At 44.2% G+C, this 25,378-nt stretch carries 17 protein-coding genes; 9 read left to right on the forward strand and 8 right to left on the reverse strand.

Annotated features, from left to right (window positions below):
- Positions 1 to 326: 326 nt before the first annotated feature.
- Both N5E84_RS06285 and manA read left to right on the forward strand, forming a co-directional pair.
- Complete coding sequence (locus N5E84_RS06285; RefSeq protein ID WP_019282875.1) at positions 327 to 2,225, forward strand: fructose-specific PTS transporter subunit EIIC; 1,899 nt, start codon at positions 327 to 329, stop codon at positions 2,223 to 2,225.
- Between the two features lie 153 nt (positions 2,226 to 2,378).
- The gene (gene manA / locus N5E84_RS06290; RefSeq protein WP_043004729.1) at positions 2,379 to 3,575 is read left to right on the forward strand and encodes a mannose-6-phosphate isomerase, class I; all 1,197 of its coding nucleotides are present in this window, start codon (positions 2,379 to 2,381) and stop codon (positions 3,573 to 3,575) included.
- 94 nt (positions 3,576 to 3,669) lie between these two features.
- Here manA and N5E84_RS06295 read toward each other — a convergent pair whose 3' ends face one another.
- From N5E84_RS06295 to gyrA, 3 genes are all read right to left on the reverse strand, one after another.
- A complete protein-coding gene (locus N5E84_RS06295; protein ID WP_017042466.1) occupies positions 3,670 to 3,846 on the reverse strand; it encodes a hypothetical protein in 177 nt (58 codons plus the stop codon).
- A gap of 125 nt (positions 3,847 to 3,971) precedes the next feature.
- A complete protein-coding gene (locus N5E84_RS06300; protein ID WP_017046166.1) occupies positions 3,972 to 5,618 on the reverse strand; it encodes a methyl-accepting chemotaxis protein in 1,647 nt (548 codons plus the stop codon).
- 349 nt (positions 5,619 to 5,967) lie between these two features.
- Entirely contained in the window at positions 5,968 to 8,691 is a 2,724-nt protein-coding gene (gyrA, locus tag N5E84_RS06305; protein ID WP_019282877.1) for a DNA topoisomerase (ATP-hydrolyzing) subunit A, read from the reverse strand.
- A gap of 294 nt (positions 8,692 to 8,985) precedes the next feature.
- On the opposite strand from gyrA, the gene ubiG reads away from it, so the two are divergent.
- The 4 genes from ubiG (at position 8,986) to yfaE (ending at position 13,936) form a co-directional block, all read left to right on the forward strand.
- Entirely contained in the window at positions 8,986 to 9,693 is a 708-nt protein-coding gene (ubiG, locus tag N5E84_RS06310; RefSeq protein WP_017044298.1) for a bifunctional 2-polyprenyl-6-hydroxyphenol methylase/3-demethylubiquinol 3-O-methyltransferase UbiG, read from the forward strand.
- Between the two features lie 480 nt (positions 9,694 to 10,173).
- Positions 10,174 to 12,456: a class 1a ribonucleoside-diphosphate reductase subunit alpha gene (nrdA, locus tag N5E84_RS06315; protein WP_017046168.1), complete on the forward strand. Its 2,283-nt coding sequence runs from the start codon at positions 10,174 to 10,176 to the stop codon at positions 12,454 to 12,456.
- A 68-nt stretch (positions 12,457 to 12,524) separates the two neighbouring features.
- Entirely contained in the window at positions 12,525 to 13,658 is a 1,134-nt protein-coding gene (gene nrdB / locus N5E84_RS06320) for a class Ia ribonucleoside-diphosphate reductase subunit beta (protein ID WP_010318364.1), read from the forward strand.
- Positions 13,658 to 13,936 (forward strand): class I ribonucleotide reductase maintenance protein YfaE, encoded by a 279-nt coding sequence (gene yfaE / locus N5E84_RS06325; protein WP_013857000.1) that lies wholly within the window; start codon positions 13,658 to 13,660, stop codon positions 13,934 to 13,936. Before nrdB ends, yfaE begins: the two co-directional genes overlap by 1 nt.
- A 67-nt stretch (positions 13,937 to 14,003) precedes the next feature.
- On the opposite strand, the gene N5E84_RS06330 is transcribed toward yfaE, so the two are convergent.
- Together N5E84_RS06330 and N5E84_RS06335 are read right to left on the reverse strand one after the other, a co-directional pair.
- Positions 14,004 to 14,258 (reverse strand): hypothetical protein, encoded by a 255-nt coding sequence (locus N5E84_RS06330; protein WP_019282878.1) that lies wholly within the window; start codon positions 14,256 to 14,258, stop codon positions 14,004 to 14,006.
- A gap of 263 nt (positions 14,259 to 14,521) precedes the next feature.
- On the reverse strand, positions 14,522 to 15,760 hold the full coding sequence (locus N5E84_RS06335; protein ID WP_017047686.1) for a CinA family nicotinamide mononucleotide deamidase-related protein: 1,239 nt from the start codon (positions 15,758 to 15,760) through the stop codon (positions 14,522 to 14,524).
- 156 nt (positions 15,761 to 15,916) lie between these two features.
- On the opposite strand from N5E84_RS06335, the gene N5E84_RS06340 reads away from it, so the two are divergent.
- The 3 genes from N5E84_RS06340 to N5E84_RS06350 all read left to right on the forward strand — a co-directional run bounded on the left by N5E84_RS06340 (position 15,917) and on the right by N5E84_RS06350 (position 19,540).
- The gene (locus N5E84_RS06340; RefSeq protein ID WP_017044301.1) at positions 15,917 to 16,855 is read left to right on the forward strand and encodes a DUF3943 domain-containing protein; all 939 of its coding nucleotides are present in this window, start codon (positions 15,917 to 15,919) and stop codon (positions 16,853 to 16,855) included.
- 202 nt (positions 16,856 to 17,057) lie between these two features.
- Complete coding sequence (locus N5E84_RS06345) at positions 17,058 to 17,570, forward strand: glycine cleavage system protein R (protein ID WP_013857004.1); 513 nt, start codon at positions 17,058 to 17,060, stop codon at positions 17,568 to 17,570.
- Between the two features lie 359 nt (positions 17,571 to 17,929).
- Positions 17,930 to 19,540 (forward strand): methyl-accepting chemotaxis protein, encoded by a 1,611-nt coding sequence (locus N5E84_RS06350; protein ID WP_026027718.1) that lies wholly within the window; start codon positions 17,930 to 17,932, stop codon positions 19,538 to 19,540.
- 54 nt (positions 19,541 to 19,594) lie between these two features.
- On the opposite strand, the gene nspC is transcribed toward N5E84_RS06350, so the two are convergent.
- The 3 genes from nspC to N5E84_RS06365 form a co-directional block, all read right to left on the reverse strand.
- Positions 19,595 to 20,728 (reverse strand): carboxynorspermidine decarboxylase, encoded by a 1,134-nt coding sequence (gene nspC / locus N5E84_RS06355; RefSeq protein ID WP_017046172.1) that lies wholly within the window; start codon positions 20,726 to 20,728, stop codon positions 19,595 to 19,597.
- 64 nt (positions 20,729 to 20,792) lie between these two features.
- Positions 20,793 to 22,037 carry a carboxynorspermidine synthase gene (locus N5E84_RS06360; RefSeq protein WP_017044304.1) on the reverse strand — a complete coding sequence of 415 codons (1,245 nt, stop codon included), beginning with the start codon at positions 22,035 to 22,037 and terminating at the stop codon, positions 20,793 to 20,795.
- A gap of 16 nt (positions 22,038 to 22,053) precedes the next feature.
- Positions 22,054 to 24,942, reverse strand: a complete 2,889-nt coding sequence (locus tag N5E84_RS06365; protein WP_029388371.1) for a pyridoxal phosphate-dependent class III aminotransferase — start codon at positions 24,940 to 24,942, stop codon at positions 22,054 to 22,056.
- Between the last annotated feature and the right edge of the window lie 436 nt (positions 24,943 to 25,378).

Genomic DNA, 25,378 nt, shown 5'->3' on the forward strand with positions numbered 1-25,378 from the left:
AATCACCAATCATTATGCATTCGATAACTCCGATCGAAAAAGCAAAATAATCAATTTATCTAATTGAATTAAAATAAAAAATTAATCATGAATTCAAATTATCACCCTAAAACCAAAATAAGAGCCTGATCACGTTTGCAGCCACAGGTTACAATAATCCAGTAAATGCCAGTTTCGTACACTACCACTGTTCACCCGAGGCGCTCACAATATCTCCAACAAAAAGCGCGGTGCGCAATAACAATATCCCCAAACAGTTTGAAGTTGCAGCCAACATGGCTCAGTTCTACGTGCGAAGGGGATAAAAACCATATAGGGGACGAAACATGATCACTCAACTCATTAATGAGAACTTGATCCTGCTTGATTTGAAAGCAACATCAAAAGATGGCGTTTTCTCAGAGCTGGTCGATGTACTGTTAGAACAAGGACGCATCAGCGATAAATCGCAGTTTTTAGCCGATATCTATGCTCGTGAAGAGCTTGGTAACACTGGATTTGAAGATGGTGTCGCGCTGCCTCATGCCAAAAGTTCCGCCGTTATCTCGCCTGCAGTTGTGATAGGCATCAGCAAAAGCGGTATCGAATATGGCGCGGAAGATGGCTTGCCTTCTAAATTATTTTTCATGATAGCCTCGCCTGATGGTGGTTCAAATCATCATATTGAAGTGCTGGCAGAGCTCTCTTCCAAGCTTATTGAAGAAGGGTTCATTGAACGTTTCTTAGACGCAAAAACAGAGCAAGCAGCGCTAGATTTGTTGCTACAAAAAACCGAAAAAACAACCGATGTTGAAGCCAATAAAGGCTTTTTGATTGGCGTAACGGGCTGCCCAGCCGGTGTCGCACACACTTATCTTGCCGCTGAAGCGCTGGAAAAAGGGGCCGCCGCGATGGGTTATCAAATTAAAGTCGAAACCAACGGTTCGATTGGGGTGAAAAACAGCCCAACGGATGAAGAGATCGCTAAAGCTGATGCGATCATCGTGGCTTGTGACAAGCAAGTTGACATGGTGCGCTTTGCGGGTAAAAAACTGATTGAAACTGGCGTTAAAGCGCCGATTCGTGATGCAAAAGGGTTGATTGAAAAAGCCCTCAGCGCACCAAAATATCAAGCCGATGCCAGTACCAAGACTTTAGATGGGAAAGGTAAAGCGGCGCAAGCTCGCTCCAATTTATACCGCTATTTGATGAATGGTGTATCGCATATGATCCCATTCGTTGTTACTGGCGGTTTGTTGATTGCTTTAGCACTCGCTATTGGCGGCGAGCCAACCGAAGCTGGTATGGCCATTCCTGACGGCAGTATGTGGAACCAAGTGCTGAACGTCGGTGTGGTTGCTTTTACGTTGATGATCCCCATTCTTGCAGGTTACATCGCGTATGCGATCGCCGATCGCCCCGCTCTGACTCCTGGCTTAATTGGTGGTTGGATCGCTAACAACGGGTCATTCTACGGCGCAGATGCCGGTACAGGTTTTATCGGTGCCATTATTGCTGGCCTTTTAGTCGGTTATTTCATCAAATGGTTAACAAGCATCCATTTTCACAAGTTTATTCAACCACTTGTGCCAATCATGATTGCACCCATCGCAGGCTCACTCTTTATCTCTGGGCTCTTTATTTTTGTTATCGGCGCGCCGATTGCAAGCTTGATGGATGGCTTAACCGCACTACTTACGAGCATGAGCTCAGGTAACGTGATACTGCTCGGTATTGTGCTCGGTGGCATGGCTGGCTTTGATATGGGTGGCCCATTTAACAAAGTGGCATTCCTCTTCTCTGTTGGTATGATTGCCAGCGGTCAAACTCAATTTATGGGTGCAATGGCGTGTGCCATTCCAGTCGCGCCACTCGGTATGGCTTTAGCAACCGTTTTGGGCCGTAAACTGAACTTGTTTGAAGCCTCTGAAATTGAAGCAGGGAAAGCTTCCGGTGCAATGGGCTTGGTTGGTATCTCTGAAGGGGCAATTCCATTTGCCGCACAAGATCCGATGTCAGTCATTCCAGCAAACATCTTGGGGTCGATGGTTGCAGCGGTTATGGCGTTCACTTTTGGCATTACAAACAGTGTTGCCCACGGCGGTCCTGTAGTAGCATTGCTCGGTGCCATGAATAAGCCTTTGCTAGCTTTGCTTTGCATGGCAACCGGTGCTGTAGTGACAGGTGTTGTTTGTATCACTCTGAAAAAAATGCGCCAAGCGAAATTACAACAAGCAACGGCTTAATGATCAAGCACTCTCCCCCGAGAGTGCTTGATGTTCATCAACGCTGAGCTTCTGATTTTATGTTGTACTCCCGCTTTAACTCGGGAGTTTTTTATTTCGCTTACTCTATGTACTGCTACTTTGTTTTTATTTTGATTTTTTGTGAGATGTACTATGACCAATAACAAACAACCTTTCTTTTTGATGGACAATGTCATCCAAAACTATGCGTGGGGAAGCACGACTTCGATTCAGCACTTGTTTGATATTGCTAACCCAACCAAGGCTCCACAAGCAGAAATTTGGATGGGAGCACACCCAAATGGATGCTCACAAATTCATGTGAATGGAGAACCTGTTTCGTTGCTTGAGATGATCAACCAAGATAAAACAGCGTTTCTTTCTGCTGCTACTGCAACAACCTTTGGTGAGTTACCTTATCTTTTCAAAGTACTTGCCGCAGCGAACGCTCTTTCGATTCAAGTTCACCCAAGTAAGCAAGAAGCGGAAATTGGCTTTGAGAAAGAAAACCAAGCGGGGATCCCACTCAATGCCGGACATCGCAACTATAAAGATCCTAACCACAAGCCGGAATTGGTTTACGCCCTTACCCCTTATAAAGCGATGAATGGGTTTCGCCCAATCACAGAGATTGTTGAACAATTTCAAACGCTGAATATCAATGCGATTTCAACCCTAGTCGATGCTTTTGCACACAACCCAACATCACAAGGTTTAAAAACCTTTTTTAGTGCATTGCTATCATTAACTGGCGAGAAAAAAGAACATGCGGTGAATGCATTATTAGCGTATGCCCATCATCATTCAGATGATGATCTTTTTGAGCTCATTTTAGAGCTGGCACAACAGTACCCCGGTGATATCGGTCTATTTTCTCCATTAATGCTCAATGTACTCACTTTAGCTCCGGGTGAGGCCATGTTTTTAGACGCCAGAACGCCACACGCCTACTTGAAAGGTACCGGGCTTGAAATCATGGCCAATTCAGACAACGTGTTGCGCGCTGGCCTAACACCCAAACACATGGATATTGAAGAGCTCGCATCATGCACGCTATTTGAAGAAAAACCCGCTTCAAGCCTGTTATTGAAACCTATCGAAGAAAATGGAGCATTATTGTTCCCTGTCCCAGTCCGCGATTTTAAGTTTGCGATTTACCTCAATGCCGCGCAAGTTAACGTGAAAATCAACAGTGCCGAAATTATCTTTGCCATTGATGCTGATGCGACCTTAACCCATGACAATGGTGAGTCTCTAACCGTGAAAAAAGGTCACTCAATCTTCATCCCCGCATACGCTGAACATTATCAACTGTCATCACTTGGACGTGTCGCACGCGCGTATAATTAACAGCCGACGTGATAAACAAAAAAGCCAGCATCTGTTCTGCTGGCTTTTTATTTGGGATTATTACGAAAATTTGCGCTAATCAATTTGTGGGCAGTTAGATATTCTGCGACTGCTTCCAAACCGCCAGTTCAACCCACATTTGTTCGAGTTGTTGCAACTCTTCTTCTGTGAGCAGTGCTAAGGTCGTTTGAGATTCAGATGTCGGACCGTCTTTGAGAGAGCGAATCTGCGCATAAAAATCCTTCTTTAATTGCGATATCACAGGGTCCACAACCGATTCCTATAAAAATACTAAAATTCTCAAAAATAATACCATTTTTCATAGACATGTCTTATGTCGTGTTAAGTTATGGAATAGTTATCACATTTCTAATATCTAAGCCTAAAGTATCAAAATTACAATTTAAAATTGTTCACTAGGCTATCGAGTTGCTTAGAAACTTTTTTCAAATGTTCGCTACTGACAGTGAGCTCCTCAGCTACTGTTGTTGTTTCCATGGTGAGATGATTAATATCTTCAACGGTGCGGTTGATTTCACTGACCACACTTGATTGCTCTTCCGTTGCCGTCGCCACTTGAATGTTCTGATCACTAATATTCTCTATATAAACGCGGATCTGTTTTAGCGAACTATTGGCATTTTCAGCTTGTTCAACCACCAACAAACTCTGCTCTCGGCCTTGGGACATTGCCCCAACCGCTCGTTTCGATTCTTCTTGTAAGTTATTAATGACTCTTTGAATTTCTTCGGTTGATGCAGCAGAACGGCTTGCTAAATTTCGCACCTCATCGGCAACGACCGCAAAGCCTCGACCTTGCTCTCCCGCTCGCGCCGCCTCAATCGCTGCGTTCAATGCAAGTAAGTTCGTTTGCTCGGAAATGCTACGAATAGTCTCAAGTATCGAGCTGATGTTAACCACTTGACCAGCCAAAGAGCCTACGACTTGTGCAGCTTGCTCTAATTCAGTGATCAAATCTGCAATTTGCACTTGTGCTTTCTCTACTACAGTGGTGCCATTTTCCGCCTGATGAGTGGCCTGTTTCGCAACGTCGGCAGCTTGAGCTGCGTTGTTTGCAATTTCGCCTACTGTTGCGCCTAATTCATGAATGGCAGTGGCCACTTGAACTGTTCTATCACGTTGCGAAGTGCAGTTGTTTTTGGTTAATAGTGCCCGAGCTGAAACTTGGTTAGCCGTATTCGCTAATTCATAAGAACTCGAAGCCACTTGCTTGATCGCTACATGTACTTTCTCAATGAAGTCGTTAAAACTGTCACTAATTTTCGATAACTCATCTTGACCACCTAAATCAATGCGAGCATCTAGCGCCATGTTTTCAGCTGCCAAAGCAATGGATTTTTGTAGGCTGGCCACTCTCGTTTTTAGGCCGATAACAATAAAGAATGAAGTGACAAACGAAATTAGCACGCCAATACCAATAATGATAAACATGTGATTTTGCCCTTGGGCATAACTCTTTTGGCTATTGACGTTCTGCTGTTTGGCCTGCTCTAGTAGCGAATCGAGGATCACATTGGCTTTTTTACGCAGTTCACCATAGGTAACCGCATATTGATCTCGGTATATGTTGCGCGCCGTATCTAGATCGCCCTTTTCAAATGCCGCCAACATAGGATTAAGCTGAGTACTGACCATTTTTTCAAAGTCAGTCAACAGCTGCTGAACTTGTCTACGCTGTTCTGGATCCACTTGTGACTGAACTGCGTGCTCGACAGACTGCCTCATTTCAGGGATATCTTCGTCACGTGTCTCTTTCACGCGTGTGAGGACACCCTTTTTATCTCTTAACGACGTCTCTTGAAGTAACATCATATCGATACCAACCCGCATACGGGGAATTCGAGAGGCAACTTCAGCCATTGAACGCATTGGCGCGGCCGTATTGAGATAGAGCTGTTCTGCCTGTCGTTGAATCGTCGACATGCTATTGAAGCTCGCCATTCCAACAATAATCAACGCAACGCAAGGTAATAACACCGCAAAAATTAATCGCGATTGTAAGGTAAACCGATTAGCAAACATCTTTTATATCCTTTTTAGTTGTAGCGCCATTATGTTATGGGGACAGATCTTAACCAATGAATGGTTTCTTATTTATTAAAAAGTTATCTTTTCTAGAAATTAAATTAATGACTTTTATGACGTTAACTCAATAGCTAAGTATAGGCAATTTTAGGTTGAATGAGAGATGTGGAGTCAGCCGTATTTGTGGCACAGATGATCTTTTCAAAAAGACCACCACGATTTCAACGCTGAATGGAAATCCTTCACTTGTTAGATGGGCTGCTCGCTAGAAGTAAAAAGCCGAAGCAATCAATGCTCCGGCTTTTATTCTTTATCACCTTAGAATAAAGGTGGATATGTGAAACGATTACTCGTCTTCAGAATCGCTGCTCGGTTCAGAGTCAGCCTCTTCTGCGTCACGTTGTACTTCTAAAATTGCAACGCTCGCTTCACCTTCTGGCAATTCCTCACCTTCTGGTAACTCAACATCTTCAATTTCTTCAATACGTTGTAAACCTACGACGTTTTCATCTTCAGCGGTGCGAATCAAGGTCACACCTTGAGTATTGCGTCCCACTTGGCTCACTTCCGCGACGCGAGTACGAACGAGCGTACCGGCATCGGTGATCATCATGAACTCATCGCCTTCTTCAGTTTGCACTGCGCCGACAACTTGACCATTACGCTCAGACACCTTGATTGAAACAACGCCTTGAGTTGCACGACCTTTAGTTGGGTATTCCCCTAAGGTTGTACGTTTACCATAGCCGTTTTGTGTCACTGTTAAGATGTCGCCATCATTTGAAGGAACAATCAGCGATACCACTTGGTCGCCTTCTGCTAGCTTCATGCCACGAACACCGGACGCTGTGCGTCCCATGGCGCGAACACCTTTGAACTTAATTTCTGGCTGGCCATGTTCATCAAGAACAGGCTGACCATTTTCATCCAATACTGGCGTTTCTTCTGATTCTTTAAAGCGAACCACTTTACCAAATTTAGAAAACAGCATAATTTCACTGTTGCCATCGGTAATGTCCACACCAATCAAAGAGTCATCTTCACGCAAGTTAACCGCGATCAAACCGTTAGAACGCACGTTGGCAAAGCTTGAAAGTGATGTTTTCTTCACTGTACCGTCACCGGTCGCCATAAAGATAAACTTATCATCACTAAACTCAGTGACTGGCAAAATCGCAGTAATACGTTCCCCTTCTTCCAGAGGAAGAATGTTAACGATAGGTTTACCACGCGCTGTACGGCTCGCTAGCGGTAATTGATAGACTTTCAAACGGTATGTCTTACCACGAGTCGAGAAGCAAAGAATATGGTCATGAGTATTCGCCACAAGAAGACGCTCAATGTAGTCTTCTTCTTTCATCTTCGTCGCGCTCTTACCTTTACCACCACGGCGTTGTGCTTCGTAATCGCTGAGGATCTGGTATTTCACATAACCTGCATGAGAAAGTGTAACTACCACATCTTCACGAGCAATCAGCTCTTCCATGTCGATATCGTGAGTTGCCGCGGTAATTTCAGTGCGTCGTGCGTCACCAAAAGCATCACGAACAGTTTCAAGCTCTTCGCGGATCACTTCCATCAAACGTTCAGTGCTGGCAAGGATATGCATCAGTTCAGCGATTTCTTCCAGAAGAGCTTTGTACTCATCAAGAATTTTTTCGTGCTCTAAACCTGTCAATCTGTGCAGACGAAGTTCAAGAATTGCTTGGGCTTGTTGCTCAGTTAAGAAATATTTGCCATCACGGATACCGTATTCTGGTTCAAGCCATTCAGGACGAGCGGCATCGGTTCCAGCACGTTCAAGCATTGACGCTACGTTACCAAGATCCCAACCACGAGCAATCAAGCCTTCTTTTGCTTCTGCTGGCGTTGCCGCGCGGCGAATCAATTCGATGATTTCATCAATGTTGGCTAACGCGAGAGCCAGTGCTTCTAGAATGTGGGCACGATCACGAGCTTTACGCAGTTCAAAAATAGTACGACGCGTCACCACTTCACGGCGGTGATCAACAAAGCATTTCAACATTTCTTTCAAGTTGAATAGCTTAGGTTGACCATTATCCAGCGCAACCATGTTGATGCCGAATGTCGTTTGTAACTGTGTTTGAGCGTAAAGGTTGTTCAGAACTACTTCACCAACCGCATCACGTTTACATTCGATAACAATACGCATGCCGTCTTTATCAGACTCATCACGCAGTGCGCTAATGCCTTCAACTTTTTTCTCTTTAACCAACTCAGCAATTTTTTCAATCAAGCGTGCTTTGTTCACTTGATAAGGGATTTCTCTGACGATAATGGTTTCTTTACCATTCTTCTCGACTTCGATATCCGCTTTAGAGCGCATGTAGACTTTACCGCGCCCTGTTTTATAAGCGTCGATAATTCCTTTGCGGCCACTGATTAATGCTGCTGTTGGGAAATCTGGGCCCGGAATGTAGTCCATCAACTCATCAATGGTGATGTCTTCATTATTTATATAGGCCAAGCAACCCTCAACCACTTCCGTTAGGTTATGGGGTGGAATGTTGGTTGCCATACCTACTGCAATACCGGATGAGCCATTCACCAGTAGGTTAGGAATTTTCGTAGGAAGAACCGCAGGGATCTGTTCTGTACCGTCATAGTTCGGTACATAATCGACCGTTTCTTTGTCGAGATCGGCAAGCAGTTCGTGGGCAATTTTTGACATGCGTACTTCGGTGTAACGCATTGCTGCCGCAGAGTCACCATCGATCGAGCCAAAGTTACCTTGGCCATCGACCAACATGTAACGCAATGAGAACGGCTGCGCCATACGAACAATCGTATCGTATACAGCACTATCACCATGCGGGTGATATTTACCAATCACATCGCCCACAACACGGGCAGATTTTTTATATGGTTTATTCCAATCGTTACCAAGCACATTCATCGCGAATAGAACGCGACGGTGTACTGGTTTTAGGCCATCACGCACATCTGGAAGAGCACGACCCACGATAACGGACATCGCGTAGTCTAGGTATGAACCTCTTAGCTCATCTTCAATGTTTACGGGCGTGATCTCTCTAGCTAGATCGCTCATAGAGCCATTATCCCTCTATCTTTTGATCGTATATTCGATACGTACAAGGCCGAAAAATATAACACATAATTCACTACTTCGGCATCTCTTTCCCTTTCCTTTTATCAGGTTGTGACCTTTGTTGTGTATCAAGTGCCGAGAAATTGCACATTCATTCCATACCCGGCTGATTAATGGCCAAATTTTAGCCAAAAATTAATGAAATAAAGATAACCTGTAGCCTGTGGTAATCAACTGGTTATAATACCCCACACAACTAAAGATGCCTATTTTGACAGCAAGAGCGAATCTAACATGACTAAAGCACAAAACGTTGATCTTAATGAAATTAAAAAGTTTGAAGAGATGGCGTCACGCTGGTGGGATCTGGATGGTGAATTTAAGCCACTGCATCAAATTAACCCGTTAAGATTGAACTATGTGTTGGTCAATGCCAACGGCCTATTTGGCAAGAAGGTGCTCGATGTTGGATGTGGTGGCGGAATTTTAGCCGAAAGCATGGCGCGAGAAGGTGCGCAAGTGACTGGCTTAGACATGGGCAAAGAACCGCTTGAAGTCGCTCGTTTACATGCTTTAGAAACCGGAACAAAGCTCACTTATATTCAAAGTACGATTGAAGACCACGCCGCTGACAACCCACACACATATGATGTTGTCACTTGCATGGAAATGCTTGAGCATGTTCCAGACCCATTGTCCGTTGTTCAAGCCTGCTCTGCGTTGGTCAAACCCGGCGGTCATGTTTTCTTTTCTACGCTCAATCGTAATTTTAAGTCTTACCTGTTTGCCATCGTGGGCGCAGAGAAGTTGCTACGCATTGTTCCAGAAGGCACACATGATCATGAAAAATTCATCCGCCCATCGGAACTGATTAAGATGATTGATAAAACAAACCTGCAAGAGCAAGGAATAACAGGCCTACTTTATAACCCGTTAACCGATACTTACCGTTTAGGGCGCAATGTTGATGTCAATTACATCGTTCATACTCAGCTTTTTTAAAGTCAGTGGTCATCTAATATGCCATTATCGATAGCGTATTGCTCACGTTAAAAATTAAGCCGAATAGCACATTTTTTCTCGGTTTCTAGGCTGTTTTTTGTGCTCTAGATTCCATTTTAACCACATCGAAAATCGCTCCCTTTTTTCCTCAAAGATCAAGAAGTTTTTTTTTGATTGTGGTTACATCTAAACCAAACTCAAAACGGTAATTTTCTACAATCAAATCGGCTCTTTGATCATAAGTAAGTGGGTACTAACTGTTTTTTTTATTTTTGCTAGTTATCCACAAGCTGTCCCAGATCTGTAACTTGAAATGAGCTTCAGATAGCACTATCTTGTAACTCGCAAAGCAAAGAACCCCTATATGTTGTGTTTGCACTACAATATATAGATAAATTCAGATCACAAAGCCGCGATGAAATTTACAACAATTCTACAAAAATACGGCCTTAATCAGTTTTGTTAGGGAAATGAAGCAGAATGAACCAAAAACTTACTGTCACCAAGCGTGATGGACGCAAAGAAACAATTGATCTTGAGAAAATCCACCGTGTAATCGCGTGGGCTGCGGAAGACCTGCACAATGTCTCTGTATCACAAGTAGAACTGAAAGCTCACATTCAGTTTTACGATGGTATTACCACCTCTGACATCCATGAGACTATCATCAAATCCGCTGCCGATTTGATTTCAGAAGAGACGCCAGATTACCAATATCTCGCGGCTCGTCTTTCGGTGTTCCATTTGCGTAAAAAAGCCTACGGACAATACGAGCCACCCACTTTGTACAACCATGTCTCTCGTTTGGTTGAAATGGGCAAATACGATAAGCACCTTATCGAAGATTATACTCGCGCAGAATTTGAAGAACTCGACACTTATATCGATCACGCACGTGACCTTAATTTTTCTTACGCCGCGGTAAAACAGCTTGAAGGTAAGTACTTCGTGCAAAACCGTGTGACGAAACAAATTTATGAGAGTGCCCAATTCCTCTACATTTTGGTCGCCGCTTGCTTATTCGCGAAATATCCAAAAGAAAACCGTCTCGATTACATTAAGCGTTTTTACGACGCAACATCAATGTTCAAAATCTCGCTGCCAACGCCAATCATGTCGGGCGTGCGCACGCCTACCCGTCAATTTAGCTCATGTGTGTTGATTGAATGTGGTGACAGCTTAGATTCAATCAATGCCACAGCAAGCTCTATCGTACGTTATGTATCACAGCGTGCGGGTATTGGTATTAACGCGGGCCGCATTCGTGCATTAGGCTCGGAAATTCGCGGTGGTGAAGCATTCCACACGGGTTGTATTCCTTTTTATAAATATTTCCAAACCGCAGTGAAGTGCTGTTCTCAAGGTGGTGTACGTGGTGGCGCAGCCACTGTCTTCTACCCTTTGTGGCACGGTGAAGTGCAGTCGCTACTGGTATTGAAAAATAACCGCGGCGTTGAAGAGAACCGTGTTCGTCATATGGATTATGGTGTTCAGCTCAATAAGTTGATGTATTCTCGCTTAGTTCAAGGCGGTAATATCACCCTATTCTCCCCTTCTGATGTGCCTGGATTGTATGACGCATTCTTCGAAAACCAAGACGAATTCGAACGTTTGTATGTTCAATATGAGAATGACACTTCGATTAAAAAAGAGACGGTGAAAGCAGTAGAACTGTTCTCCCTATTGATGCAAGAACGTGCCTCCACTGGCCGTATCTACATCCAGAACGTTGACCACTGCAATACGCACAGCCCGTTTGATGCGTCTGTAGCGCCTGTTCGCCAATCCAATCTCTGTTTGGAGATCGCACTGCCGACGAAACCGCTGTCTAATGTTGAAGATAATGAAGGTGAGATTGCGCTATGTACGCTTTCGGCATTCAACTTAGGTTCAATTCAATCTCTGGATGATTTCGAAGAGTTGTCTGATCTTGTGGTTCGTGCGCTAGATGCACTGTTGGATTATCAAGATTACCCACTGCCTGCCGCTTATAAGTCAACCATGAATCGCCGTACATTGGGTGTGGGCGTGATTAACTACGCTTACTATCTGGCGAAAAATGGCGTGAAATATTCGGACGGTAGTGCAAATGGTTTGACACACCGCACTTTTGAAGCGATGCAATATTACCTGTTGAAGGCTTCAGTCGCGTTAGCCAAAGAACAAGGCCGATGCCCTCTATTCCATGAAACAAATTATGCCAAAGGCTTGCTGCCTATAGACACCTATAAAAAAGATGTCGACCAAATTTGCGCAGAACCTTTGCATTATGATTGGGATGCGCTGCGCGCAGAGATCATGGAATTTGGCTTACGTAACTCAACGTTAACAGCGTTAATGCCTTCAGAAACCTCTTCGCAAATTTCCAATGCCACCAACGGTATTGAGCCTCCTCGCGGTTATGTTTCAGTAAAAGCCTCAAAAGATGGCATCTTGAAACAAGTCGTGCCGGATTTCATTAATTTGAAAGAGAACTATGAGTTATTGTGGAATATTGGTTCTAACAACGGTTATCTGCACCTAGTCGGCATCATGCAGAAATTTGTTGACCAAGCGATTTCCGCTAATACCAACTACGACCCCAGCGCGTATGAAAGTGGCAAAGTGCCAATGAAACAGTTGCTGCAAGATCTGCTGACGGCATATAAATTTGGTGTGAAAACCTTGTACTATCACAACACTCGTGATGGCGCGAAGGATGATCAAAAAGACGCAGTACAGGCACAAGATGATGATTGTGCGGGCGGCGGTTGTAAGATCTAACTCTATTTCACTCAACGTATTCAATAATGCTCCCCACGCAGGGGAGCTTAAAAGGGATTGAGGCATTTATGGCTTACAGTACTTTTTCTCAAAAAAAGAATGATCAACTCAAAGAACCGATGTTTCTTGGCCAATCGGTTAACGTGGCTCGTTACGACCAGCAAAAGTTTGAAATTTTTGAAAAACTGATAGAAAAACAGCTCTCGTTCTTCTGGCGTCCAGAAGAAGTCGACGTATCGAGTGATCGCATTGATTACAACAAGCTTCCAGATCATGAAAAACACATTTTCATCTCGAACTTGAAATATCAAACGTTACTGGATTCAATCCAAGGTCGCAGCCCTAACGTGGCACTGCTACCGCTGGTTTCGCTTCCTGAAGTGGAAACATGGATTGAAACCTGGTCATTTTCAGAAACGATCCACTCACGTTCATACACTCATATTATTCGTAATATTGTGAATGATCCGGGTATTGTGTTTGATGACATCGTCGAAAATGAACACATATTGAAACGCGCAAAAGACATTGCGCACTATTACGATGATCTGATCCAACTGTCTAATGACTATCACCGTTTTGGTGAAGGAACACATCAGATTAATGGTGAGAGCGTCAAAATTAGCTTAGGTGACCTGAAACGTAAACTTTATCTTTGCTTGATGTCAGTCAATGCGTTGGAAGCGATTCGTTTCTATGTCAGCTTCGCCTGCTCATTTGCCTTTGCAGAGCGCGAATTGATGGAAGGTAACGCCAAAATCATCAAGTTGATTGCACGTGATGAAGCTTTGCACCTGACTGGTACACAGCATATGATCAACTTGCTGCGTAATGGACAAGACGATTTCGCTTTCTTACAAATCGCTGAAGAGTGCAAGCAAGAGTGTTTTGATTTGTTTAAAGCGGCTGCTGAACAAGAAAAAGAGTGGGCTGAATATCTGTTTAAAGATGGTTCGATGATTGGTTTAAACAAAGACATTCTGTGCCAATACGTTGAATACATCACCAACGTTCGTATGCAAGCGGTTGGTTTAGATATCGCCTACCCCGGCGCAACATCAAACCCAATTCCTTGGATTAATGCGTGGTTGTCTTCAGACAACGTACAAGTTGCACCTCAAGAAGCAGAAATCAGCTCCTACCTTGTAGGCCAAATTGACAATGAAGTTCGTGCCAATGACTTCGAGGACTTTGAGCTGTAATGGCGACCATTAAAATCAACAAAGTTACAACCATAGAATCAAACTCTTCCAATACTTTATTGGAAAGTATGGAGAGTGCGGGGCTAGAGCCAGAGTACAACTGTCGCGATGGTCACTGCGGTGCCTGTCGCTGCACGCTCGTTAAAGGCGAAGTGGAATATGTTGGTTTTGCGATGGCTTACACAGAGCGCAACGAAATATTGCCCTGTATTTGTAAAGCCAAAAGCCATGTGGAACTTGCTGGTGTTAATTATCGCCCCAAAGCAAGGCGAGCCTAATCTCGATCTGCCAATAGTGCACTGTTAACGCATCACACATTGGCGCGTTAAAAAGGTAAAGCCAGAGCTATGCTCTGGCTTTATACATTCCTAGAAGAATGCCATCAGCTGTACCCATTGATACGGATTTGTTAGCGATTTCTCTGCCATCCCCATCAAACAATGAAAGTCTATATCCTTGATAGCTAGACGTATCTAACTCTGATGGAGCGTTGAGCCATAAAGAAACAACATCACTCATTTCATTACTCAATGCCTCACCTAAGATCACTTTTTGACTTGCAACTTTATACCAAACTAAAATTTTCGATTGGTTAAACATGTCAGCCTCCTGCTGAATTTCATCGAGCGGACTGACAGTGTACAGAGAAAAGATGTGTAAAAAAGACCCAATTTTGAAACAATTTTATCTGATGCGTGAAATCATGAGCTTAGTCTTTAGACGAAATAATCATAAGCTAAGCACCTCACCGAACCTACGGAATAAGCCAAAAAATCATGCAGTTACCACCCGATGCAATTTAAATGCAAAGCACTTAATTATCAAAGGTTTAGGTTTAAAAATACGCTAACGCATTGAGTTAATTAACCAATGACGCTCGCAGGTAAAAACATCTCTTTGATGGAGATCAATGCCCCATACTGAGCAAAAATAGGCTTATTCGATAAATAGCGGCGTAACATATCAGCCGCGATGGTCCCCATTAACTCCCTCTGCTCATCGGCGCTGTAACGACGCTTGAATTTGAGGATCTGTCCCCACTCTCCCTGCGGAGCCGATAAAGCTAGGCTAAATTGATCATCATTTAATACACCAGTTACGAGCGATAACGAAGTAGAACACTTTTCCTTCGTCGCGCCAGCAAGCGCTAATGACGCCGCGAGTGGATCTTGATCGCCTAAGCCCGATTCAACGTTGCGGCTCAAAATCCAGCAGTGACCGCTCAACGCTTCCACTTGCTCGTTACTTAACAACCAACTGGCGAGCCAACCTTTGGTCGCTTGTTCTGCAATAGAGATCGATAATCCTTTGTCTTGCATTAAATGACCGATATGCGTGAGCATAGGTTCATCGACACTCACAACATGTTGTTCCAAATGCTGGTAGATGATCTGTAGTAGTTTTACTCGGCGTTCTAAATCACTTTTCGGACCAAACAATTTCACCTCAATAAAAGGCAGATAAGAACGATACCCCAGCATATACCCTTCCGGTAAGACTAATTTATCCAACTTATCTGAAATGGCCGATTCCGATGAGCCCAGAGTGAATAAACGGCTGCACTCTAATCCCGTTTGTTGTGGGTAAGTCGCTAGCAAGTCAGGTAAAATCTGTTCAGAGACCATCAACTTAAACTCTTTGGGTACTCCGGGGGTGAAATAACAAACACAATCATTAATCTGAACTTTAAAGCCGCAAGCCGTCCCTATTGGGTTATCAATGATGTCAGAGAACTCAGGTAACATCGCTTGTTTGAGGTTACTTTCTGGCATCACAACACCACGCTGCGCAAAAAATTCGTCCAGTTTTTGCTTCCACAGCACAGACAACACCAACTTTTGGTCCGCCGCTTGAGCCGCCGCCGCCGCACTTAAATCATCAGACGTTGGGCCGAGCCCGCCATTCACGATCAATACATCATTATTGAAACTGAGCATCAGTAACTCTTCAACCAAGGCTTGCTGGCTATCGCCTACCGTTGATCGTTTTACTAACGAAAAACCCTGCTGGAAGAACTCACTGGATAACCAAGCAGCATTGGTATCGACAATATCGCCATGGAGCACTTCCTCACCCGTGCTTAACATTGCTATTTTCAACATATCATGGTGTCCTTTTGTGTACGCTTACAGGTGTGCTATCAATCAATACGGCAGAGAATAAAGTGCAATATATAACGCTTTGAATGCTATTTTTCTCATAAGTTTCCTTATTTACATAATTTGCTGTTTTCATCACCGCCGCTTTAATAGATAATTGTGATTCTGATCATTAAAAACAAAACTTTGGAGCCCTCCGTGTCAAAGAAAAGCATCATACCATTGATGTTATCGTTTTCGGCTTGTGCTAGTGCCACTGCATACGATTTCAACCAACACATTGAGTTTTCCTATACGGTCGACTGCAATCAAATTTCTTGTTTTAATGACGATCCGAATATTTACCAATCGAACTCTCCATTTTTAGCAAGCTTAGCAGAGTCGCAACCGCTAAACCTTGAAGAGCCCGCGCTGCCTAAATATCTTACCGTGCAAGATACAAAAGACTGGGACTATCTCAAAGGCCAAACCTATACCATCTTAGGATTAAGCGTAGCAACCGTTGGTTTAATGACATTTTTGCCTGCATCCATTACCAAATGGGATGAAGAGGATCGCAGCATAAGCGGCATAGGCAGTAAATGGAAAGATAACGTATCATCCGGCCCCACTTGGGATAGAGATGAGCATTATCTCAACTACATTATGCACCCCTACTTTGGCGGCGTTTACTACACAGCCGCAAGACATGCTGGATTTAATGAGTTTGAATCTTTTCTTTACTCCGGTGTTATGTCGACTTTCTTTTGGGAATATGGCGTAGAATCGTTTGCCGAGATACCATCATGGCAAGACTTATTTATTACGCCCTTTTTTGGTGCGGTTGTCGGTGAGCTGATGTTTGAAGCGGAACAAGATATTGTTACCACAGGTGGTGAAGTGTTGGGTTCATCGACTCTGGGTGATGTCACACTTTTCTTCCTCAACCCTGTTGGACATATCCATGGCTGGGTATCAAATGCTTGGGGAGGCGATGCCGAAGTAGAATTTAATGGCACGCCTTGGTTTGGCAACCAAGATGCCGCAAAGTTTGCTTTGGACTCAGGCGCTAGCTATGATTCGCAATTTTATGGCCTTAACCTCAAAGTCAGTTTCTAAAAAACAGGGCTAAACACAAGGCCAATGCCTAAAGCCAAGGCTATTTTTGTGGCCCAAGTATGAATACTGACAAGCAAAAGACTGCGTAAATGTAAAAAATTGACTCTCATCAAGTCTTATCTAAGATAGGCCTCTACACTGAAGTGAAAGGAATTCAAGATCAACGATTTATCTTTCGTTAGCTTGCTATGGGAGGCCTATTATGAACAGTACTTTTATCGTCAATTTCGTCGGCAGTGCAACACCAGCCACAATTAAACATCTTGCCGCTATCACTCATGAAAATGGTGGAAAATGGTTAATAAGTAAAGTGAACTTTATTGAAAACCAAGTAGCTGCCGTCATTAAAATAGAGTTACCGACCTCAAATGCCGTTATCGTTCAACAAGCATTTAGAGAACAACCCGATCTTCTGGTGCAGATTGTTGATTCTGACGTACATCAACATGAAAAAGAAACGATTTACCAACTGCGGATTGATGCAAACGACCGTGCAGGCATCGTCAACGAAATCACCCACCTTCTTGATAATCAAGGTATCAATATTTTAGATATGGATTGCCAACGTGTTTTTATTGCGGGTGGCGGTGGTGTCAGCTCAAGTTTATTTACCGCCAACCTAGCCATCAAGCTCCCAGCTGCGATACAAATTGAAGACGTAGCCGATGAGCTTGAAGCGCTCAGTGAAGATACGCGCGTGATATTAGAAGTGTAATCTCGCTTACGCCCCCGAAAAAAGGAAGCTGATGCTTCCTTTTTTATCGACCTCACTATCTATTAAGTAAGATTAAAGTTGTGATTCAGTTAACAAAATCAACTAATTGCATTCGCGAAATGACGACCATATTCCAATATTAGAGAGCGGGTAACCATAATTAATCTAAGCCTGCAAATCCTAGATGCCGAATAACTTGAAGACGCCGTCAGATGGATAAACGGATGATTACTAATGAGTATTAACAAACCTTGTGACTCTGGCAATCAAACGTAACCAACATCACGGTAACCTCAAGTACAACAGGTAAACCAATATGCCCAGCAATAAGGTTGGGTTGTTTTAATGGTGGTAACGTCATGTTGAAGCTTGAAAATATTAAGGTCAGCTACAAGCTGACCGCTATTATCGCGGTTGCAATTGTTGGCTTATTGAGCTTACTGTTCATTGCAACTAGCGCGCTGAGAAGTAACTTAGTCGTAGAGCGTGAAGCGAGGTTGAACGCAGTTATCGATACTCTCCTCTCACAAATCTCACACCTTCAGAAAACACTCCCCGAAGACGAAGCTAAATCACAAGCGAAGATACTCATCAACAACACACGTTTTGACAGCAACAACTATCTTTTTGCTATCGATGAGTCTCGTTACACCATTGCCCATCCGATTCGCACTGATTTGGTTGGCAAACAGATGGGAAGCCCAGGAAAAGATACGCAAGGCGAGTTTTGGTTCACTATGGTTGAACTTGGCAAAAATGGTCAACAAGGCACGTTGACATATCCTTGGCAGACTAACAGTGGAACACCCGCAGAGAAATTATCGGCAGTCCACGGGTTTGCGCCGTGGCATTGGATTATCGGCTCAGGCATGCTCATCAATGACATTGAAGAGGCGATCAACAAACAGATCCTCAAGATGGGAGGAGCGACATTGGCAGTTGTGTTTGTGATGGCAACGCTTGGGGTGGTCATCAGCCGAGCCATCATTATGCCGTTAGAGTCAATTAAAGAAGTCATGAAAAAAGTGGCAAGCGGCGATTTAACCGCACAAGTCCCAGTAATGGGAGAAGATGAGATTGGCATTGTGGCATGTCGTATCAATGACAGTGTAAGCGCAGTGCGTTTAGCATTAACCGAGTCGGTCACCTCAGCAAACCTGCTTGCAGAGGCCGCCATTCGCATCGCTTCTTCTGCAGAAGAAACTAGCCAAGCGGTGACCAGCCAACGTGACCAATTAAGCCAGCTCGCAACCGCGATGAATGAAATGAGTGCGACAGTTGCCGATGTTGCAGGCCATGCAGAAGAGACCGCAAGAGACACATTGGATGCCAGCAAAGAAGCCGGCTTAGGCGATAAAGACGTACATTCCAGTGTGGACAGCATTAAAGCGCTCTCAAAAGAGCTGGAAGTGGCTACTGAGCAAGTGCACAAACTCAAAGAAGGCGTGATGCAAATCAGTGAAGTTACCACGGTGATCAGCGGCATTTCTGAACAAACCAATTTACTTGCACTAAATGCAGCGATTGAAGCCGCACGTGCTGGAGAACAAGGTAGAGGATTCGCAGTGGTCGCCGACGAGGTCAGAAATTTAGCTAGCCGTACCCATCATTCCACTGACCAAATCCAAACCACCATTAACCGCTTACAGCAACTGGCCGTTAGTACATCAAACGCGATGCAAAAAAGCCAAGATCTCGCTTATAACAGTGTGGAGCGGGCAGAAAATGCAGGCAGCGATCTTTCCTTGATCGTCAGTCATATTCAGCATGTGAGTGATAAAGCAATTCAAATCGCCACTGCGGCAGAAGAACAAAGTGCAGTGGCCGAAGAAATGAACCGTAACGTCAGTGGCATTAACGATTCAGCATTAGAGATGTCACAATCGGCAAACTATTTGGCAGAAGAGAGTGAAACCTTGGCCGCTCTTTCACGCCAATTAGACGAAAGAATGAAAAGCTTTAAACTCTAAGGTGTGATTTTACAAAAATAGGCCTCACCCACTGTATGGTGAGGCCTATTGTCATCAGTTTACCGACCATTGAGATAATGAACGTTTAAAGTCTTCATAGCCAAATTCATTCAGTTTCTGAAGCTCTCCTGTACTGCGTTGACAATACACGGAAGGCATTTTAAGGCCATTAAACCAATTCAATTTCACCATGGTATAGCCCGCGCTATCCATGATATGCAACCGCTGACCAATCGATAATGGCTGTTCAAATGAAGCCACACAAAATTGATCACCCGCTAAGCAAGAACACGAGCCAATGACATACTCATGTTCACCGTTCGCACTCGCTTCTAAGATAGCCGCTGGCTCTTTGTAAATCAGTGTGTCTAAACGATGCGCTTCAGTTGCCGAATCAACAATCGCTGTTTTCATGCCATTTTCAACGATATCGACGACAGTCACCACTAAATCAGCCGTTTTCGTGATGATCGCCTCACCCGGTTCAAGATAAAGCTGAACCTGATGCTTTTCTGAAAAGGCCTTAAGCGCTAATGCTAATTTTTCTAGCGGATAACCAGGCCAAGTGAAGAACACACCACCGCCTAGGCTGACCCAATCTAACTTATCCAGATATTGGCCAAAACGCTCAGAGATCGAATCTAATAACGCAATGAACGCATCAGCATCTTTGTTCTCACAGTTCATATGAAACATCACGCCATTGATAGTATCGAACACTGAGTTATCAATATGGTCTGTTTGAACACCTAAACGAGAAAACTGACGTGCGGGATTGGCAAGATCTTGCCCAGCGTAACTCACGCCGGGGTTTAAACGTAAACCCAATGACGCCTTGCCTTCAACTAAATGACGGTAAGCGGCCAACTGGGATTGCGAATTAAAAATCATTTTGTCGCAAATATCGGCCACTTCTTTAACATCAGCTTCACTGTAGCCAACGCTATAGGCGTGTGTTTCACCACCAAACGTTTCGTAACCTAATTTTACTTCAAATGGGCCACTGCTGGTTGTGCCATCTAAGTAAGGTTTGATGATGTCAAATACTCCCCAAGTAGAGAAGCATTTTAAAGCCAAGACGAGTTTGACGCCCGACATCTCTTTGAGCTGCTTCGCGATTTCTAGGTTAGCGATCAACTGTGATTCATCAATCATAAAATAGGGCGTTTGGAGTTCGCTTTTTTGCATCTATTTATCACTCTCAAATTGAAGAAAGCCGACACATCTGCATAGGCTTAACTATCGAAAACTCTTATTTTAGAATTTTAATCTCTGGTTGCCCGATATCGAGCTCTTGAACATGCCAATCCAAACCTAATTTCGGCATCGTTTCTAAAAACAGATCAGGGTCAAGCTGTTCTAAGTTAAACACGCCCGCTTGTGCCCAATGCCCTTGGAAATACTGCAATGCCGCAGTAATGGCAGGAACGCCCGTGGTGTAAGCGATGGCTTGGTGCTCTACATCATGGTATGCCACTTCATGGTCTGCATTATTGTAGATAAAGACACTGCGCTGTTTACCATCCTTCCAACCTTGCACCCAAGTACCAATACAAGTCAGGCCTTTGTAGCCAGGAGCCAAAGAGGTTGGGTCTGGCAGCATCGCTTTAAGCACTTGAAGTGGTTGAACCACAGTACCATCTTGCAGCGTCAATGGGTTTGGACTCAATAAACCAATATCACGCATACAATTGAAATAGTTGAGATAACGATCGCCAAAACCCATCCAAAATTCAATACGTTTGGCCGGAATAAACTCTTTCATCGAACGCACTTCATCGTGCGACATGGAGTACACCTTGTGCTGGCCGCACTGAGGAAAATCAAATTCTAGCATTCGTGAATGGCAAGGAACACGCTGCCACTGCCCTTCTTCCCAATAGAAAGAGTCGCCTTGAATCTCTAACATATTGGTTTCTGGATCAAAGTTAGTCGCAAATTTCTTGCCGTGATCGCCTGCATTAATGTCCATCACATCAATACTGTCGATTTCGTCAAAGAGGTGCTTCACCGCATACGCGGCAAACACGCTAACCACGCCCGGATCAAAACCAGCACCGAGAATAGCGGTAATACCTGCTTGCTTAAATTTTTCACGAAATGCCCATTGAGGATCATACGCTTCAGGCACTTGTTGACCTTCAGAGCAAAGGTCAACAGCAACCGATGTATCTAGATAGGAAACCTTGGCTTGATAACAGGCTTCCATGATTGGCACGTTTACCCAAGGAGGGCCAGCGTTGATCACAAGATCAGGCTGGACTTCTTTAATTAATGCAACTAACGAGGCTACGTCATCCGCCTTGACGGTGCGTGCCTCAAGTTTTTTAGTTGGATCTTTAAGGTTATTTTTTCCTTTGATCGATTCAATGATCTTCTCGCACTTTTCAAGAGTACGAGAAGCAAGAACAATATCACCGAGTATGTCGTTGTTTTGGGCCGCCTTATGTGCGACAACCCAGCCAACGCCTCCCGCGCCAATTTGTAAAATAGACATGGTTGTTTGTATTCCTTTATGCCTTGGCTAGCTCAGAGGCTAGTACTTCAATCTTATTAAGTAATGCTTTGAAATCTGACAGTTGTAAGCATGGGTTTAAAATGGTGAATTTAAGCGCTGTTTTGCCATCCACAATCGTCTCGCCCAACACCGCGACACCACGTGTCAATGCTTCTAAACGCAACGCTTTGTTCAACTCGTCAAAATCTACCGCTTGTTTATCCACGGAACGGAATAACACGGTGGAGAGAGCAGGCTCAGCCAAGAGTTCAAAAGCATCGTGATGCTGAACTAAATCTGCCACTTGCAGTGTTTGTTCTAGCAGATGATCGTACATTTCACCCAAAGCCTTAGGGCCTACGTTTTGCATTGTCATAAACACTTTCAATGCATCAAAACGCTTGGTCGTAGAAATAGATTTATCCACCAAGTTTGGCAGTTCATCATGTTCACGGTTAAGGTAATCCGCATGATGCAGTAGATACTTGAAGTGACTTTTATCTTTGAGCAACACCGCGCCACAACTGATCGTTTGGAAGAACAATTTATGGAAGTCGACGCTGACCGAGTGCGCACGCTCAACGCCCTGCAAACGTGCTTTATGGCTACTTAGAACCAATGCGCCGCCGTATGCTCCATCCACATGCATCCATAGATCATGTTGCTGTGCTACATCCGCGATCGTCGACAGATCATCAATCGCACCGTGATCCGTTGTGCCTGCCGTTCCAACAATAGCAAAAGGAATAAGACCTTCCGCTTTCGCTTGTGCAACAACCGCTTCCAGTTTGGTGACATCCATTGTGCCGTTTGGATTCGCATCAACCGCCAAAATGGCTTTCTCGCCCAACCCCATCCAAGAGGCCGATTTTTGCACGGTGAAATGCGATTTTTTCGAGCACACAATACGCAGCTTATCGGCATATTCAGGTAAGCCCAGCTTTTGAATAGAGTGACCACTTAATTTATCGGCAATCCAGTCACGAGCTAACATTAAACCCATTTGGTTACTTTGCGTGCCACCACTGGTGAAAATACCATCCGCCTGAGCGCCGAGTTCGTATTTCTCACACATCCAATCAATCACTTTCTGTTCAACATAGGTAGCAGAAGACGATTGATCCCATGAGTCCATGGACTGGTTTAATGCACCAATCATCGCTTCAGCCACTACTGATGGCATCAAGGGTGGCGTGTGCAGGTGAGCAATACAATCTGGGTGTTGAACGATAATGGAATTTTTGGCTACCAGATCTGCCATTTCAGAGATCACATCCTTCAATGGCGCATTTTTGTTATCCAAATCTACCGCGTAAATCGCTTCTTCAAGCTGCTTTGGATCCAAACCTGAATAAGGCGCTTTGGCTTGTTCAAAGACAGCTTTCATCGCAGAAGTGGCATGGTTCATCACAGCGGCAAATTCATTGCTACCCATTTCACCGGTTTGGATAAAATGCTTCTTCCACGCTTGGTTTTCTGGTTCTGGATCTTTCTCGCCGCCACCTGCAGCTAAAATCGCCGTTTCAAGAGTGCGCAGGGCAAAATCGATCTGCTCGAATGAGATGATAATCGGTGGTAAGAAACGAATAACGGATCCTTCACGGCCACCTTTTTCAACCATCAACCCACGCTCAAGTGCTGCGCGTTGGATAGCGAGTGTTAATTGGCCATCGGCCATTGGCTCGCCAAATTTGTTCATTTCACCGTTTGGTTTACGAATTTCAAGGCCAAGCATCAAACCTTTGCCACGAACTTCAGCAATACAATTCACTCTGCGTTGAATGGCTTCAAGACCTTGGCGTAGGTACTGACCCGCGACATTAGCGTGTTCAACGAGGTTATCACGTAAAATAATTTCTAACGCTTTCGCACCAGAAACCATGGCCAATTGGTTACCACGGAACGTGCCTGTGTGCTCACCCGGTTTCCAAGTATCGATCTCTTTCTTGAACACAAGAATAGACATTGGTAGACCACCACCAATGGCTTTAGATAAGCAAAGAATATCAGGACAAATGCCAGACTCTTCAAATGCAAAGCGGTAACCCGATTTACCTACACCACATTGAATTTCATCGAAAACTAATAAAATACCGTGTTCATCGCAAATACGGCGTAGCTCACGCAGCCAGAATGCTGGAGCGGGAATGACGCCACCTTCACCTTGAACAGGTTCAACAATAATGGCTGCCGGTTTCATGATACCAGCTTCGTCATCGTTCAGCAGACGTTCGATGTAGCGAATGCTCGCTTTGGCACCTTCATCGCCCCCTAAACCAAACGGACAGCGCAAGTTGTATGGGAATGGCATAAAATGCACATCCGACATTAATCCTGTGCGACGAGCTTTGGTATTCAGGTTGCCCATCATGCCCATCGTACCGTTGGTCATACCGTGGTAAGCACCGCGAAACGCAAACATAGTGTTACGACCCGTTGTCTGCTTCACTAGCTTGATAGCCGCTTCAACGGCATCCGCACCAGAAGGTCCACAAAATTGAATCGCGGAATTTTTTGCAAACTCTTCAGGCAAAAATGCTTTTACTTGCTTGATGAATTTGTCTTTAGCGTGCGTTGTCATATCCAATGTCTGATATGGCAGACCTGAATCTAACTGCTCTTTCAGTGCTTGGTTGATCTCTGGATGGTTATACCCAAGCGCCAACGTTCCCGCGCCCGCTAAGCAGTCGAGGAAAATTTGTCCGCGCGTATCTTCTACTAACGCACCATAAGCTTGCTTGATGGCAATCGGTAGACGGCGTGGGTATGAACGAACTTCAGATTCATGCTCAATTTGATCGAGTAGAATTTGGTCCGGTGTGAGATCATAAATACCTTCAACAACAGGTACCTGAGATGAAAAAATGTTTGCGATAGTGTTATCGACTTCAAAGGCTGTGCTCATTTCCCTTCCCCTTGAATGTGAAAATTTCCGCCTATTTCCTTGGTTTGGTTTGAATATAAGGAAATATGACATAGCAATAAGCTCCGTATTAGCCAAAAGGCAAAAACGGAAATTGGTTCATCGTCTTCGATGAAAGATTACTAAATCAGAGAATCAAGGTTCGGTGATAGAACTGTCTTCAAGCACAGGGCATAGAGGAAGTACAAAGCTGATTAACGTCAGTGTGTTAAGTGATGATGAGTTCAATGTTGGGTTTCCCATTCACATGCAGCTCCCGCTGCAAGAGTATCCCGTCTATCAACAAAAGGACTTGCTGATACCTACCCTACGTAATGTCACAATCAGCCTGAATGGTCATTACGCGTGTCCCCCAGAAGCTACTGCCCGAGATTGGTGCGAAAAATATCAAAAAATAATTACGCTGGCAATAATTTTC

Source organism: Vibrio sp. J502, assembly GCF_025397955.1.
Taxonomy (GTDB): Bacteria; Pseudomonadota; Gammaproteobacteria; order Enterobacterales; family Vibrionaceae; genus Vibrio; species Vibrio anguillarum.